We start from the raw sequence: 14,585 nt of genomic DNA, 5'->3' as shown, positions 1-14,585 counted from the left end.
CGTACTTTCATTGAGATAGAATCTAAACAGCAACAAATACACGCTACGAGATAATTATTAAGCCAAACCGTAAAACCGCGTAAATATCTTAAAGGCCTGTGCAAAAAAAGGTTATACTTTCGCCACTTGTCTTTCATATTGTCAGACTATGTTTAATAGGCCTGTGGCGATCCTCGCCAACTTCAGGCCAACAGGATACAGATAAGGAGCGTTTGCCTATGAGTGCGCACGAGAGCAGTAAAACCCGCCACACCGAGTATTCCCTTACCTTCCCTGTCATCGCTCTGATTATTTTGTGGTTCTGGGGCACTACAGATTCCCTGCCACTGGTCATCGGCATTAACCTGATAGCCCTTGTTGCCATCCTCAGCAGCGCCTTCAGCGTGGTACGTCATGCGGACGTACTGGCACATCGTCTGGGCGAACCTTACGGCTCGCTGATCCTGAGCCTTTCCGTTGTTATTCTTGAAGTGAGTCTGATATCCGCGCTGATGGCGACCGGCGACGCTGCCCCGGCACTGATGCGCGATACCCTCTACTCCATCATTATGATTGTGACCTGTGGCCTGGTGGGCTTTGCCCTGTTGCTGGGGGGGCGTAAATTCGCCACGCAGTATGTGAATCTGGCCGGGGTCAAACAGTATCTTATCGCGATTTTTCCGCTTGGCATTATTGTACTGGTGTTTCCGAATGCCCTGCCCGGCGGTAACTTTTCCATTGGACAGGCGCTGCTGGTTTCCGGGATTTCAGCCGCTATGTACTGGGTATTCCTGCTGATCCAGACCAAAACACATCAGAGTCTGTTTGTTTATGAGCATGAAGATGAAGGCGATGATCCGCATCATGGCAAGCCATCGGCGCATTCCAGCACCTGGCACACCGTCTGGTTGCTGGTGCATCTGGTCGCGGTGATTGCCGTCACTAAGATGAATGCGAATACGCTGGAGTCATTGCTGACCGAGGTGAAAGCACCGGAACAGTTCACCGGCTTCCTGGTGGCGTTACTGATCCTCTCACCTGAAGGATTGGGGGCAATTAAAGCGGTGCTGGCGAACCAGGTGCAGCGCGCAATGAACCTGTTCTTCGGGTCCGTGCTGGCGACAATTTCACTGACAGTGCCTGCGGTGACGCTGATAGCGACCCTGACAGGGCAGCAGCTGATCTTTGGCCTTGAACCACCGCAGATGGTGGTGATGATTGCCGCGCTGTTACTGTGTCAGATTTCGTTTTCGACCGGACGCACGAATGTGTTGAATGGCGCCGCCCATCTGGCGTTATTCATTGCCTATCTGATGACGATAATGCTGTAAATTTGCGCGGGTAGACCGTGCTGTGCTGGCCGACCGGAACAGAAAAGCGGTGAGTGAGCAGACGGTCTGTCATTCCTGTAGGGGTCGACCTTTTTTACGGTCGACCCGTGCTGATGGTGTGCAACACGGGTCAGGTCCGCGTTACTGCGCGGTATATTCCAGCTTATGACCACTTCCCGTCAGCGTCAGCGTTTGCTCAGTCAATTTCACCTCTGCCCCTTTCGTCAGCACCACCGATAACGTCTGTTCCCACTGGTTGAGCTGTGGGTCGCTGCACATCATTTTCGTCGAGGCCAGCATGGGTACAGTCAGTCGCCCCTGCTCCAGATGCCCCTGCCCGAAGAAACGATTACACATCACACCGCTGACCCGGAGACTGTCATTAAATCCAATCCCCGGTTTCATCCCTTCATGAGATTTTACGCTCTGACCATCAACAGCACTGAGCGCAAACAGACGGTTTGCTAACTGTCCGGCTTCAGAGTGTGGGGTCTGGCTGCAACCATTGAGCGCAATCGCACCCAATAGCAAAACAAACGTTTTTTTCATAGGAACTCCTTTTTATGTACTTTCCATTGTAGGTCAAAAACACTGTAGATTCAGGCGGGTTGAAGAATAACTGCGCAGAGAAAACGAGCCAGTTTTCTGGCTCGTTTTGAGGATCAAACAAACTTAGTTGCTGGTATCGAGTTCAGCGAAGCTTTTCACCAAATCATCAATCGCTTTCATCTGAACCAGGAAAGGCTCCAGTTTATCCAGCGGCAGTGCAGACGGGCCGTCGCACTTAGCGTTTGCCGGGTCCGGGTGGGCTTCAATAAACAGACCAGCAATACCCACTGCCATACCCGCACGTGCCAGCTCAGATACCTGCGCGCGACGACCACTGGACGCACTGCCCATCGGGTCACGGCACTGCAATGCGTGGGTCACGTCGAAGATCACCGGGCTACCGTTAGAGACCTGCTTCATCACATTGAAGCCCAGCATGTCGACCACCAGGTTGTCATAACCGAAGTTAGCACCGCGATCGCACAGGATCACTTTTTCGTTGCCGCCTTCAGCGAATTTATCAACGATGTTGCCCATCTGGCCTGGGCTGACGAACTGAGGTTTCTTCACGTTGATCACCGCACCGGTTTTCGCCATCGCTTCAACCAGGTCGGTCTGACGTGCGAGGAAGGCCGGTAACTGAATCACATCCACCACATCGGCCACGGCCTGCGCCTGGCTGGCTTCATGGACGTCGGTGATAATTTTCACGCCGAAAGCCTGTTTGATTTCCTGGAAGATTTTCATGCCTTCTTCCAGGCCCGGGCCACGATACGAATGAATGGAAGAGCGGTTAGCTTTATCAAATGAGGCTTTGAACACATAAGGAATGCCCAGTTTCTGGGTCACAGTGACGTAGTGCTCACAAATGCGCATCGCCAAATCACGCGACTCCAGCACGTTCATACCACCAAACAGGACGAACGGCAGATCGTTAGCGACCTTGATATCACCAATGTTAACCACTTTTTGTTTCATGTCTTCGCCTTTATAGAGTTCACTTCAGTTAGTGAAGGGTAATCTGTTTCTGTTCAATTGAGTGGATCTGGACTTTAATCATCTCGCTGATCGGGTCTTCGGGGCACTGCTCAACAAAATACGTTAAATCATTGAGGGCCACATGTTCGCACTCTAGCTGGGCAAAAATCAGACCGCGATCGCGGATTTCATACGGGTCTTCCGGGTCCATCTGCACCAGCACCTGGCTGACGTGCAGCGCCATCTCCATCTGTTTCTCATCCATCAGCGCGGATTTCAGAGTGTCGAGCATTTTGCGCAGCACCATCAGCGGCTCGGCTTCCTGCAGATCGTCATCATACAGTTCGGTCCCTGGCCCGATATTGCCCTGAAGCCACACTTCCAGCTGGTGTTCATCCAGCGTTTCACCATCAAAGGGGTTGATGAGCCACATATCTTCATCGATCCAGTCGGCTCGCAGAATCAGCTGTGTCGGAAAAATCACGGGCATCATCGGCAGGTCGAGCTGATCCGCAATGTGCAAAAAAATGACGCCCAGCGACACAGCGGTGCCCTGACGGGTTCGCAATACATTGTCCAGCCACAGCGTATCAGACAACCGATAAACCCCGCTCGCGCCGCCAAAACCCCAGCGGCCCCAGAACAGGGCGATCAATTGCTCAACCTGTAAATCCGCGGCAAGTTCTGACGGAATTTCAGCTCGTGCTTCGGCAACCAGCGCCGCTAAGCGCGCTCTGACATCATCAGCCGGAAAGTCGCGACGGACCGCGAGCGATGCAGTAATCACCGCGTCACTCAGCGTTCCGGCGGTAAAATCAAAATCAGCGATAGACGTCATACAAACCCCAGCAGTGGCATTTTAGTTGTGGCAAGTTTCACGATGACCACAAGGGCGATTAACGCCACAATAAACGCTATCCAGCGTATTTTTTGTGCGCGCGGACGGCGTCCGAGGGCAATAAAACCCAGCGCGATATAGATAATAACGCCAAAAAGCTTCTCAGTCAGCCAGACACCTTGTGGGCTGAACGGGTAAAAATGCGTTATGGCGACCAGTAACCCACCCGACAGTAATAAGAGCGTGTCATTCAGATGAGGTACGATGCGCACCCAGCGGCGTTGCAGCATCGAAGAATGGGTCTGGTACCAGTAGAAGCGCAGCACAAACATCAGTGCAGTGATCGCCACGGTTAACAGATGAAAATGTTTTAGCGGGAAGTACCAGGCAGCCATATAAATTCCTTATTATCCTTGTCTTTGCCCGACGGTTACGCGGTCATTGCCGCCATAATCCTGACAGGTTTCCACTGCGTGGAAGCTGTTTTCGCGCAAAATTTTCCTGACGTCTTCGCCCTGCTGCCAGCCGTGTTCCAGTAATAACCAGCCATTATCCTGTAAATAGCGCCCTGCTTCTGCGGCAATGATTCGGATATCGGCCAGGCCATGATCGCCTGCCACCAGCGCACTGGCGGGTTCAAAACGCACGTCGCCCTGTGAAAGATGGTGGTCATCGGCATCAATGTAGGGGGGATTACTGACAATCAGCGCAAACTGTTGTCCTTCGAGGGCGGAAAACCAGTGGCTTTGCAAAAAACCGGTATTAGCCAGCGCCAGCTTGCTGGCATTGTGCTGTGCCAGTGCCACTGCGGCAGCAATACGATCCACGCCTGTGACCTGGCAATGGGGGCGTTCGCTGGCCAGCGCCAGGGCAATCGCCCCGGTGCCGGTGCCGAGATCCAACACCTTGCAAGGCTCAGCAGGCAGACGCGCGAGCGCCTGCTCTACCAGCACCTCGCTATCCGGGCGGGGGATCAACGTGTCGGGCGATACCGTCAGCGACAGAGACCAGAACTCACGTTCCCCTGTCAGGTATGCCACTGGCTCCCCAGCGGCACGGCGTTCCAGCAGCGCATCCAGCTGCGCAAGCTGCGCGTCATCCAGCGTGGCATCGTCAAAGGCGATCAACCAGGCGCGGGATTTACCGAGCACTTTCCCCAGCAGAATTTCAGCATCGCGTTTCGGGCTGTCACTGTCCGGCAACTGAGCGACCGCGTTACGCAGCCAGACACGGATCTGCATTAATCCTGCCCGGCGAGTGCGGCCAGCTGATCCGCCTGGTACTCCTGAACCACAGGTTCAATCAGCGCATCCAGCTTCCCTTCCATTGCGTCATCCAGACGGTAAATGGTCAGGTTGATACGGTGGTCAGTAATGCGGCCCTGCGGGAAGTTATAGGTACGGTTACGGTCAGAGCGGTCGCCAGTGCCAAGCAAGTTACGGCGGGTGGAGGACTCTTCCTGTTGACGATGTGCCATTTCGGCAGCACGGATACGCGAACCCAGCACGCCCAACGCTTTCGCTTTGTTTTTATGCTGTGAACGTTCGTCCTGGCACTCGACCACGATACCGGTGGGCAAGTGGGTAATACGGATAGCGGAATCGGTGGTGTTAACGTGCTGACCACCAGCCCCGGAGGAGCGGAACGTATCGATTTTTAAATCAGACGGATTGATATCCGGCAGTTCGGCTTCCGGCAGTTCGGGCATCACCGCAACCGTACAGGCTGAGGTGTGGATGCGCCCCTGTGACTCCGTCTCCGGCACACGTTGCACGCGGTGGCCGCCAGATTCGAACTTCAGGCGGCCATAGGCGCCATCGCCGATCACTTTGGCGATGATCTCTTTATAACCGCCATGTTCGCCTTCGTTAGCGCTCATCACTTCCACTTTCCAGCGTTTTGACTCCGCATAACGGCTGTACATACGGAACAGATCGCCGGCGAAAATAGCGGCTTCATCACCACCGGTTCCGGCACGCACTTCCAGATAGCAGTTACGTTCGTCATCCGGATCTTTCGGCAACAGCAACACCTGTAACTGTTGCTCCAGCACGTCACTGGCGGCACGGGCTTCTTTCAGCTCTTCCTGAGCCATCTCACGCATTTCCAGGTCACTGAGCATCATTTCAGCGGTTTCGATATCTTCCTGGGTCTGCTGCCACTGACGGAAACACTGGCTGACGTCGGTAAGCTGGGCATATTCGCGGGAGAGTGCACGAAAACGTTCCTGATCGGCAATCACTCCGGCATCGCCCAGCATCGCCTCCACTTCTTCGTGGCGCTCCTGCAAGGCTTCCAGTTTAGCAACAATAGAAGGCTTCATTCGTAGTCTTTTACCTTGTAAGAAAAGAGGCTTGAAACGCTAATCCAGCCCGAGGCTGTCGCGTAAAATTTGCAGGCGTTCGCCATCGCCGTCGCGTGCGGCCTGCTGAAGAGATTTGGTAGGAGCGTGGATCAAACGGTTGGTCAGCTTATGGGCCAGGTCGCGCAACACCTCTTCAGCGTTGCCTCCCTGTTGCAGGGCCGCTATGGCACGCGCTTCCAGTTCAGCACGCACCTGTTCCGCCTGTGAGCGGTAATCGCGGATAGTCTCAACGGCGCTCTGGGCCCGTAGCCAGGACATAAACTCGCTGCTTTCCTGCACCACGATAGTTTCAGCCTGCACGGCCGCCGCCTGGCGCTGGGCCATATTGCTTTCAATAATCGCCTGCAGGTCATCAACGCTATAGAGATAGGCATTGGGCAATTTACCCACTTCCGGCTCCACGTCACGCGGTACGGCAATATCCACCAGCAGCATAGGCTGATTACGGCGCTGTTTAAGCGCACGCTCCACCATCCCCTTACCGATAATCGGCAGCGGGCTGGCTGTAGAACTGATAATGATGTCGGCTTCCGCCAGACGGGAATCGATTTCCGGCAGGCTGATGACTTCAGCCCCGACCTCATCCGCCAGCGCTTGTGCACGTTCGCGGGTACGGTTGGCGATCATCAACTTCTTCACCTTATGCTGATGCAGATGGCGGGCAGCCAGTTCAATGGTTTCACCCGCGCCCACCAGCAGCACGTTAACCGTGGAGAGGGACTCGAAGATCTGGCGTGCCAGCGTGCAGGCAGCAAATGCCACGGAGACGGCACTGGCACCGATTTCGGTTTCGGTACGCACGCGTTTGGCCACGGAGAACGATTTCTGGAACATACGCTCCAGTTCGCTGGAAAGCGAGTGGCCGCGCTGGGAATCAGCAAACGCCTTTTTGACCTGACCAAGAATTTGAGGTTCGCCCAGCACCAGGGAATCCAGCCCGCTGGCGACGCGCATCAGGTGGCTGACGGCATCGTTATCATGATGCCAGTAGAGGCTTTTACGCACTTCATCGACGCTGAGCTTGTGGTAATCACAGAGCCAGGTCACCAGCTGTTCCTGCAGGTTTTCCTGCTGTTCGACGCTCAGATACAACTCGGTACGGTTACAGGTAGACAGCACAACGCCGCCCTGAACCAGCGGCTGCGCCAACAGGCTAGTGAGCGCCTGTTCCAGCTGATCCGGCGAGAACGTCACGCGTTCGCGCAGAGACACAGGTGCCGTTTTGTGATTGATGCCGAGAGCCAGTAACGTCATGGTGCAGGTTGGGTTAATCCCACAGTTGTCAGGGTTTTGTGTGGCGCATTCTACAAGATGAGCGAGATCAATAAAAGCCATGCTTCGCCTATCCCTGTAACAAGATATACCTCTTGCGGGTCAAATGAGACAATTTGAGCATTGACGCCGCCGTTTTAGCTGGTTAGCGTGGGCGGTTGATTGCGAACTGAGTCTTAGGAGCTGACCTGAACATGTTATCGTCGAATCGCCGCCTGCTGCGGCTTCTTCCCCTTGCCGCCCTGCTGCTAACCGGGTGTGTTCTTAACGAACCAGCGCAAACTCCGGGCCAAAGCCCGACGTCCCCGCAATGGCGTGACCATCAGCAGGCGGTGGAAAAAATCACTCAGTACCAGACGCGTGGCGCCTTTGCCTACCTTTCCGATCGGCAAAAAGTCTATGCCCGCTACAACTGGCAACAGACAGCAGCGGATCGCTATCGCCTGCTGTTGACCAATCCCCTGGGCAGCACAGAGCTGCAGCTTGACCAGCAAGGACAAGTTGCACAGATCGTTGACAATAAAGGCAAGCGCTATGTCAGCAACGATGCGGCTAAAATGATTTCTCAGCTCACGGGCATGAGTATTCCTCTGGATAACCTGCGCCAGTGGATCCTTGGCTTGCCGGGTGATGCCACCGATTTCACCCTGGATGACCAGTATCGTCTGCGTGAAGTGAACTACAGCCAGGACGGTAAACAGTGGAAAGTGACCTATCAGGGCTACGACAGTAAACAGAATCCACCGCTACCGTCGAACCTCGAACTGCGTGAAGGCGACCAGCGTATTAAGCTGAAAATGGATAGCTGGACTGTAAAATGATCACAACATGGCCTGCCCCGGCAAAACTGAATCTGTTTCTCTACATCACCGGCCGCCGCGCTGACGGCTACCATGACCTCCAGACGCTGTTTCAGTTTCTGGATTATGGTGACACGCTGAAGATTGAAACCAACAGTCAGGGTGAATTGCGTCTGCTGACACCCGTCGATGGCGTGCCTGATGAACAGAACCTGATCGTCCGTGCCGCGCAACTGCTGCGCGAACGGGCGCTCGATCAGGGCGTGCTGCCCGCCAGCGCAGGGGCGACCCTGGCGGTAGAGAAGCGGTTACCCATGGGCGGTGGACTGGGCGGAGGCTCCTCCAACGCCGCCACCGTACTGGTGGCACTCAATCATTTATGGCAAACCGGCTTCAGTTTTGAACAACTGGCCGAGCTTGGCCTGCAACTCGGTGCCGACGTGCCTGTCTTTGTGCGCGGATTTTCTGCCTTCGCTGAGGGGGTGGGTGAACAACTGACACCGGTTTCGCCACCAGAAAAATGGTATCTGGTGATGCATCCTGGTGTCAGCGTTGCGACACCCGTGGTATTTAACGATCCTGAATTGACCAGAAACACGCCAAAAAGGGAAATCAGCGCCTTATTAGCAGCCGAATTCCGCAATGATTGTGAGGCAGCAGTAAGAAATCGTTTTCGCGAGGTTGAACAGCTCGTTTCCTGGCTGCTAGAATACGCGCCGTCGCGCCTGACTGGAACGGGTGCTTGTGTGTTTGCAGAATTTGACACCGAGTACGCCGCAAGACAGGTGCTTGAGCTGGCTCCGAAAGGGTTGCAGGGGTTTGTTGCGCGAGGCGTTAACGTTTCGCCACTGCACCGCACCCTTTCAGAGCAATAGAGTTGATGTGACAGTGTCACCTGTTCCAGACGCTGCACCACTGCTCTGATATAACCCAAGCTATTGGCGCTGTGGCAAGGCGGCAAGTGGATGAGTCCCCGGGAGCTTACTTGAGTAAGTCACCGGGATGAATACATGCAGCCAACGCCGCTACGGCGTCAAGAACACAGGGTTAAGACACCCGTATGAAAGCATAAGTCGTATACCGCCCAGTGCGATTTATGGTATTTCATTCTCTGGACGCAAAGCCTGAGGTTCTTCTCGTGCCTGATATGAAGCTTTTTGCTGGTAACGCCACCCCGGAACTAGCACAACGTATTGCCAACCGCCTTTACACCAGCCTGGGCGACGCCGCCGTCGGTCGTTTCAGTGATGGTGAAGTGAGCGTACAAATTAACGAAAATGTACGCGGTGGTGATATTTTCATCATCCAGTCCACCTGTGCCCCCACCAATGACAACCTGATGGAACTGGTTGTGATGGTAGATGCCCTGCGTCGTGCTTCCGCGGGTCGTATTACTGCGGTTATTCCTTACTTTGGTTATGCACGTCAGGACCGCCGCGTGCGCTCCGCCCGTGTCCCTATTACTGCCAAAGTGGTTGCCGATTTTCTCTCCAGCGTTGGTGTTGACCGCGTTTTGACTGTGGATCTGCATGCTGAACAGATTCAGGGTTTCTTTGACGTCCCGGTTGATAACGTATTTGGTAGCCCGATCCTGCTCGAAGATATGCTGCAGATTGGCCTGGTGAACCCGATTGTGGTTTCTCCGGACATCGGTGGTGTGGTTCGTGCACGTGCTATTGCTAAACTGCTGAACGATACCGATATGGCCATCATCGACAAACGCCGTCCACGCGCCAACGTCTCTCAGGTGATGCACATCATCGGTGATGTTGCTGGCCGTGACTGTGTGCTGGTTGACGATATGATCGATACCGGTGGCACGCTGTGTAAAGCCGCTGAAGCGCTGAAAGAACGTGGCGCTAAACGCGTATTCGCCTATGCGACTCACCCTATCTTCTCCGGTAACGCGGTCGAAAACCTGCGTAACTCGGTGATTGATGAAGTCGTAGTGTGCGATACCATTCCGCTGCCAGAAGAGATCAAAGCCCTGCCAAACGTGCGTACCCTGACGCTGTCAGGCATGCTGGCTGAAGCGATCCGTCGCATCAGCAACGAAGAGTCTATTTCTGCGATGTTTGAGCATTGATCGTGGCGTGACCTGGCGGGCAGCCCCTACAGTTAACAGGTGTAGGGGCTGACCTTTTTTTTCGGTCGGCCCCGTCAGGCCATGCTGCATAAGAGGGACAGGTTAACGCCTGTCCCTTTTTTATTTGCTCAATGCAATATGCTCTGCCAGATAGTCAATCAGTACCCGTAATTTAGGCAGCAGATGCCGGTTCCCCGGCCAGAGCAGCGAAAACTGCCCTCCTGCGCTGATGTGTTCATCCAGCACGCTTTGCAGCTCCCCGCTCTCCAGGTATTCCGTCACTGCAAAATCCGGTACGTAGATCAGCCCCAGCCCCCGGCGCGCGGCCGAGATCTGCGCCTCAAGATTATTAAACACCAGCGGCCCGGCCAGCGAGAGTGTGCGATCGTCAGCACCGTCAAACTGCCAGGGCTGAAGCTGACTGTTGCCGGAAAAGCGATACAGCAGGCAGGCATGTTGCGCCAGGTCTTCCGGCCCCTGCGGCACGCCGTGTCGTGCGAAATAGTCTGTTGCGCCCACCAGACGAAAGCGAAAACCGCCCAGCCGTCGCGCCTTCAGCCGTGAATCGGCAAACTCGCCACTGCGCAGAACCGCGTCATACCCTTCCCCGATAACATCCACCAGCCGATCGTTAAAGTCGAGATCCAGCTCAATTTCAGGATAACGGGCGGTGAAACCCGGCAACAGCGGCAGGAGCAAACGATAACCAATCGCGGGAAAACTCAGACGCAGCCGCCCGCGCGGGGCCGCCATCAGCCTTGACAGCTCCTGCTCCGCCTCTTCCAGCTCCATCACAATGCGCTGGCTGCGTTCAAAAAACAGCAGGCCTTCTTCTGTCAGGCTCAGGCTTCGTGTGCTGCGATTAAACAGACTCACCCCGAGGCTGGCCTCCAGCCGCGCAACGCTTTTCCCGATGGCCGATGCCGAGACGCTCAGCCGCTCTGCGGCCGCGACAAAGCTGCCAAGCTGGGCGGCTTTCACAAATGCATTGAGCCCACTCAAACTTTCCACGCTGCTCATTCGCGACTTTATGTCCTTTATCTGCGGCCATTCGGCCTGTTTATCACCCGGTAACGCCAATTTATCCTGCTTCTTCACTGGAAGAAAGCGGAGAGTTACCCATGAGTTCCCTGACACTGACGGCACAAAGCAGCCGCTGGAGCATTCTGGCGGTGTGCAGCGCTGCACTGATGTTGCCCCTGAGTTTTTCTGCCGGGGTGATCGCCACCCCGGCCATTGCCCTGCAAACAGGCGGATCGGCGCTGGCACTGAGCTGGATCACCAACGCGTTCCTGCTCAGCTTTGGCAGTCTGCTGATGGCGGCAGGTGCACTGGCCGACCGTTATGGCCGTAAACGCCTGTTTATCAGCGGCGTCAGCGTTTTTACTATGCTGTCGTTGCTGACCGGCTGGGTGCCCTCCATCGTCTGGCTGGACGTGGTACGTGCTCTACAGGGCGCAGCGGCAGCGGCGGCGCTGGCTGGCGGCGGTGCCGCGCTGGCGAATGCCTTTGACGGGGCCGAACGCGCGCGGGCATTCAGTCTGCTGGGCACCAGCTTTGGCGTAGGTCTGGCGGCTGGCCCGGTGATTGCCGGTATGCTGATGTCCATCGCCGGCTGGCACAGCGTCTTTCTTTGCTGCGCGCTTTTTGGCGTGCTGGCGCTCGTTATCGGTATGCGTACCCTGCCAGAATCACGCAACCCGGACGCCAGTGCGCTGGACTGGTCGGGGATTATCAGCTTCAGCACCACGCTCACTCTGTTTACCTGGGGAATGTTACAGGTGGCTGACAGCGGTGCGGGTCCGCTGGCAACAGGATTGCTGCTGGCTTCGCTGGTCGTGGCGCTGCTGTTTGTCTGGATAGAACGCCGCAGCGCACACCCGATGCTTGACCTGAGCCTGTTCCGCTACGGCCGGTTTATCGGCGTACAGCTGCTGCCCGTCGCCACCTGCTACTGCTTTGTGGTACTGCTGGTGCTGCTGCCTCTGCGCTTTATGGGCTTCTACGGTTATGACGCCCTGACCACCGGCTTGCTGATGCTGGCGATCTCGCTGCCGATGCTGGTGGTACCTTCTCTTGCCGTTGCGCTGACGCGCCGCTTTCATCCTGGCAGCGTGAGCTGTGCGGGTTTAGTGCTTGCCGCAGCAGGTATTGGCCTGCTCAGCCTGGTAACACCACACAGCTCACTGGCAGTGACCCTGCTGGCGATGGTAATGATCGGTAGCGGCAGCGGTCTGCCCTGGGGATTGATGGATAATTTATCGGTGAGCGTGGTGCCACCGCAGCGCGCCGGGATGGCAACCGGTATCTTTAGTACCGTGCGCGTGGCAGGTGAAGGGGTCGCACTGGCGAGCGTCAGTACGTTGTTCAGCCAGTTGCTGGTTAGCCAACTGTCACAGCAGGGTAAATCGATCGAGAAAGCACATCAGTTGGCCAGTTATCATGTCAGCAGCCCGGATCTTCTGCCGCTGGCAGAGACCGCTTTTCACCAGTTACTGCTGGTCCTGATGGTCGTGACATTGCTTTGTGCCGTGGCCATCTGGCGCTGTCTGGTGCCTGCGCCCAGGCCACTTTCCTGAGTTCACATTAATTTTTTTACTGTAACGGTTCAGCCCCCCTGTTGGTAAGTATTCATTAGTGATATTTTGCTCTGATAGCTTATCCAGGAATAATCCTAAAATGGTACTCGATGTTTATACGCTGTTTGTCTGTGAACTCTATGTGCTGGCTTTTCTCAGCATTATCATGGTGTTCGCGTGGCGCGGAGCGCAGTACAGCAGAGTACTGGGGTTTAACTGTCTCTCTTTGTTGTTGAGCATTGTCGCTGTCGGCCTCAGCAGCCTGCGTAGCTCAGGCTTTATCTTTCTGCCGATAGTGGTGGGAAATCTGCTGATCATGTGCGCCTATGGCCTGCAACTGAATGCATTCCGTGCGCTGCGCGGGGCGCGAGGTGGCTGGCTGTGGCTGCCCGGGATGGTGGTATGGGCGGTACTCTGCCTGTTCCCCTCTTTCTACACCTCGCTACCCATGCGGATTCTGGCCAGCAGCCTGCTGTGTATTATCTATACCTCGGCGATGCTGTATGAACTGCATCGTTCACGCACCCTGCTTCCGATAACCTGGTGGCCCGCCCAGCTGCTGCTGGGTATCCACCTTGGCTTTAATATCCTGCGGGTGTTACTGGACGGCGGGATCCCTAACCCGGTACATGGTGCCATCGGCGGCTCAACCTTCTCGGTGTATGTCATTCTGGAGTCGATCCTGGTGGTGATTGGCCTGAGTTTTACCATGATGGCGATGGTGAATGAACGTACGCAGATTATCTACCGCCAGGCGTCACTGCTCGACCCGTTAACCGGAGTCTGGAATCGCCGCGCACTGTTTGAAAAAACGGCTCAACTGACCGCCAGCTGGAGTTGCAGCCAGCAGCCCTTATCGGTGATGCTGTTTGACCTCGACCACTTTAAATCGATTAACGATCGCTATGGTCATTCGCAGGGTGACCGGGTGCTGACCGATTTTTGCCAACAGGTGGCGCACCAGTTACCCGCTGACAGCTATTTTGCGCGTCTCGGCGGGGAAGAATTTGCCGCCGTTGTCATGTGCGCAGAGAGGGAATGTGTGGAGGTAGCCGAACGTATCCGCAAAGTAGTGGAGCGATCTTGCCCCGAGAACGTGAGCTATAGCGTCAGCATTGGCGTGGCAAGCTGCCAGCCAGACCGTGATGCTATCGACAGCTTGATGGCGGCGGCAGATGATGCGTTATATCAGGCGAAGGCCGCAGGCAGAAACCAGGTCAAAACCTTTGGGGCCGTAAATCATGAGGATGTCAGGGGTATTTTAGCCAGTTAAATCCGGAAACACACCGGGTGTGTTTCCGATTCAGGATTAACGATTGTGCTGCTGACTGGAACCGTGACGGCAGCGTTTTTCGCCGCAGTGACGCACCCAGTAATAGCGATCGGCAATTTTCTCACGCCCGCTGATCCTTGCACCCGCCAGCCACAGCAACGCACCGATAAAGATACTGCCGAGTGCACCATGCACCATAAACTGCGGTAAGTGGAACTGCGGTATTTGATTCACCACTGAGTAACCTACCCCGCCAATCATGACCACCAGGCCCAGCACCATCAGGGTGTTACCCAGTACATGTGAATGTTTACGTTTCATTGCGCACCTCCAGTCAGTGTAAAAAGGCAAACTCCGTTGCCAGATGCGATCAGTCTAGGCAATCTTTAACTGCTCTGATGAGTCTGCGATCACATTTATCGCTTATATTTTGACAAAACTTTACGACTAACAGACTGTTTTTATATAGAAAACGTATTATCACCCTGCTCAATCATTGTGATTTTCATCACAATGCGCGCAGATCTTTGAGTTA

General features: G+C 55.2%; 15 protein-coding genes. 6 read left to right on the top strand and 9 right to left on the bottom strand.

The window, feature by feature from the left end:
- The first annotated feature begins 218 nt into the window (after positions 1-218).
- On the top strand, positions 219-1,310 hold the full coding sequence (gene chaA, locus FVB43_RS19420) for a sodium-potassium/proton antiporter ChaA (protein WP_133845408.1): 1,092 nt from the start codon (positions 219-221) through the stop codon (positions 1,308-1,310).
- A 141-nt stretch (positions 1,311-1,451) separates the two neighbouring features.
- Here the strand turns inward: chaA and FVB43_RS19415 are convergent, their stop codons facing one another.
- From FVB43_RS19415 to hemA, 7 genes are all read right to left on the bottom strand, one after another.
- Positions 1,452-1,859, bottom strand: coding sequence for an META domain-containing protein (locus tag FVB43_RS19415; protein ID WP_167864580.1), 408 nt, complete (start codon positions 1,857-1,859; stop codon positions 1,452-1,454).
- A 123-nt stretch (positions 1,860-1,982) separates the two neighbouring features.
- Positions 1,983-2,837: a 3-deoxy-8-phosphooctulonate synthase gene (kdsA, locus tag FVB43_RS19410; protein WP_159337245.1), complete on the bottom strand. Its 855-nt coding sequence runs from the start codon at positions 2,835-2,837 to the stop codon at positions 1,983-1,985.
- A 28-nt stretch (positions 2,838-2,865) separates the two neighbouring features.
- Complete coding sequence (gene sirB1 / locus FVB43_RS19405; protein WP_133845414.1) at positions 2,866-3,675, bottom strand: invasion regulator SirB1; 810 nt, start codon at positions 3,673-3,675, stop codon at positions 2,866-2,868.
- Positions 3,672-4,070 carry a SirB2 family protein gene (locus FVB43_RS19400; protein WP_133845416.1) on the bottom strand — a complete coding sequence of 133 codons (399 nt, stop codon included), beginning with the start codon at positions 4,068-4,070 and terminating at the stop codon, positions 3,672-3,674. Before FVB43_RS19400 ends, sirB1 begins: the two co-directional genes overlap by 4 nt.
- 12 nt (positions 4,071-4,082) lie before the next feature.
- Entirely contained in the window at positions 4,083-4,916 is an 834-nt protein-coding gene (prmC, locus tag FVB43_RS19395) for a peptide chain release factor N(5)-glutamine methyltransferase (protein ID WP_167864579.1), read from the bottom strand.
- On the bottom strand, positions 4,916-5,998 hold the full coding sequence (gene prfA / locus FVB43_RS19390) for a peptide chain release factor 1 (RefSeq protein ID WP_167864578.1): 1,083 nt from the start codon (positions 5,996-5,998) through the stop codon (positions 4,916-4,918). Before prfA ends, prmC begins: the two co-directional genes overlap by 1 nt.
- Positions 5,999-6,037: 39 nt before the next feature.
- Positions 6,038-7,294 (bottom strand): glutamyl-tRNA reductase, encoded by a 1,257-nt coding sequence (hemA, locus tag FVB43_RS19385; RefSeq protein ID WP_133845481.1) that lies wholly within the window; start codon positions 7,292-7,294, stop codon positions 6,038-6,040.
- Between the two features lie 212 nt (positions 7,295-7,506).
- On the opposite strand from hemA, the gene lolB reads away from it, so the two are divergent.
- From lolB to prs, 3 genes are all read left to right on the top strand, one after another.
- The gene (gene lolB / locus FVB43_RS19380; RefSeq protein ID WP_133845422.1) at positions 7,507-8,133 is read left to right on the top strand and encodes a lipoprotein insertase outer membrane protein LolB; all 627 of its coding nucleotides are present in this window, start codon (positions 7,507-7,509) and stop codon (positions 8,131-8,133) included.
- A complete protein-coding gene (gene ispE / locus FVB43_RS19375; protein WP_133845424.1) occupies positions 8,130-8,987 on the top strand; it encodes a 4-(cytidine 5'-diphospho)-2-C-methyl-D-erythritol kinase in 858 nt (285 codons plus the stop codon). The genes lolB and ispE overlap by 4 nt, the downstream gene beginning before the upstream one ends.
- 263 nt (positions 8,988-9,250) lie before the next feature.
- Positions 9,251-10,198 (top strand): ribose-phosphate diphosphokinase, encoded by a 948-nt coding sequence (gene prs / locus FVB43_RS19370; protein ID WP_085939527.1) that lies wholly within the window; start codon positions 9,251-9,253, stop codon positions 10,196-10,198.
- A gap of 120 nt (positions 10,199-10,318) precedes the next feature.
- Here prs and FVB43_RS19365 read toward each other — a convergent pair whose 3' ends face one another.
- Positions 10,319-11,209 (bottom strand): LysR family transcriptional regulator, encoded by an 891-nt coding sequence (locus tag FVB43_RS19365; RefSeq protein WP_167864764.1) that lies wholly within the window; start codon positions 11,207-11,209, stop codon positions 10,319-10,321.
- 110 nt (positions 11,210-11,319) lie between these two features.
- Between FVB43_RS19365 and FVB43_RS19360 the strand changes: the two genes are divergently transcribed.
- On the top strand, positions 11,320-12,777 hold the full coding sequence (locus FVB43_RS19360; RefSeq protein WP_167864577.1) for an MFS transporter: 1,458 nt from the start codon (positions 11,320-11,322) through the stop codon (positions 12,775-12,777).
- Between the two features lie 100 nt (positions 12,778-12,877).
- Positions 12,878-14,050 (top strand): GGDEF domain-containing protein, encoded by a 1,173-nt coding sequence (locus FVB43_RS19355; RefSeq protein WP_167864576.1) that lies wholly within the window; start codon positions 12,878-12,880, stop codon positions 14,048-14,050.
- Between the two features lie 36 nt (positions 14,051-14,086).
- On the opposite strand, the gene ychH is transcribed toward FVB43_RS19355, so the two are convergent.
- Positions 14,087-14,371, bottom strand: a complete 285-nt coding sequence (gene ychH, locus FVB43_RS19350) for a stress-induced protein YchH (protein ID WP_133845430.1) — start codon at positions 14,369-14,371, stop codon at positions 14,087-14,089.
- Positions 14,372-14,585: the final 214 nt, after the last annotated feature.

Origin of the sequence: Erwinia rhapontici (genome assembly GCF_012271765.1) — a bacterium.
Lineage (GTDB): Bacteria > Pseudomonadota > Gammaproteobacteria > Enterobacterales > Enterobacteriaceae > Erwinia > Erwinia rhapontici.
The sequence above is the reverse complement of the archived record's forward strand: the minus strand, read 5'-3'. Positions and strand labels throughout refer to the sequence as shown.

Excerpts from the sequence above, each read along its gene's own strand:
- chaA (WP_133845408.1), top strand. The coding sequence starts at position 219 with ATGAGTGCGCACGAGAGCAGTAAAACCCGCCACACCGAGTATTCCCTT.
- FVB43_RS19415 (WP_167864580.1), bottom strand. The coding sequence starts at position 1,859 with ATGAAAAAAACGTTTGTTTTGCTATTGGGTGCGATTGCGCTCAATGGT.
- kdsA (WP_159337245.1), bottom strand. The coding sequence starts at position 2,837 with ATGAAACAAAAAGTGGTTAACATTGGTGATATCAAGGTCGCTAACGAT.
- sirB1 (WP_133845414.1), bottom strand. The coding sequence starts at position 3,675 with ATGACGTCTATCGCTGATTTTGATTTTACCGCCGGAACGCTGAGTGAC.
- FVB43_RS19400 (WP_133845416.1), bottom strand. The coding sequence starts at position 4,070 with ATGGCTGCCTGGTACTTCCCGCTAAAACATTTTCATCTGTTAACCGTG.
- prmC (WP_167864579.1), bottom strand. The coding sequence starts at position 4,916 with ATGCAGATCCGTGTCTGGCTGCGTAACGCGGTCGCTCAGTTGCCGGAC.
- prfA (WP_167864578.1), bottom strand. The coding sequence starts at position 5,998 with ATGAAGCCTTCTATTGTTGCTAAACTGGAAGCCTTGCAGGAGCGCCAC.
- hemA (WP_133845481.1), bottom strand. The coding sequence starts at position 7,294 with ATGACGTTACTGGCTCTCGGCATCAATCACAAAACGGCACCTGTGTCT.
- lolB (WP_133845422.1), top strand. The coding sequence starts at position 7,507 with ATGTTATCGTCGAATCGCCGCCTGCTGCGGCTTCTTCCCCTTGCCGCC.
- ispE (WP_133845424.1), top strand. The coding sequence starts at position 8,130 with ATGATCACAACATGGCCTGCCCCGGCAAAACTGAATCTGTTTCTCTAC.
- FVB43_RS19360 (WP_167864577.1), top strand. The coding sequence starts at position 11,320 with ATGAGTTCCCTGACACTGACGGCACAAAGCAGCCGCTGGAGCATTCTG.
- FVB43_RS19355 (WP_167864576.1), top strand. The coding sequence starts at position 12,878 with ATGGTACTCGATGTTTATACGCTGTTTGTCTGTGAACTCTATGTGCTG.
- ychH (WP_133845430.1), bottom strand. The coding sequence starts at position 14,371 with ATGAAACGTAAACATTCACATGTACTGGGTAACACCCTGATGGTGCTG.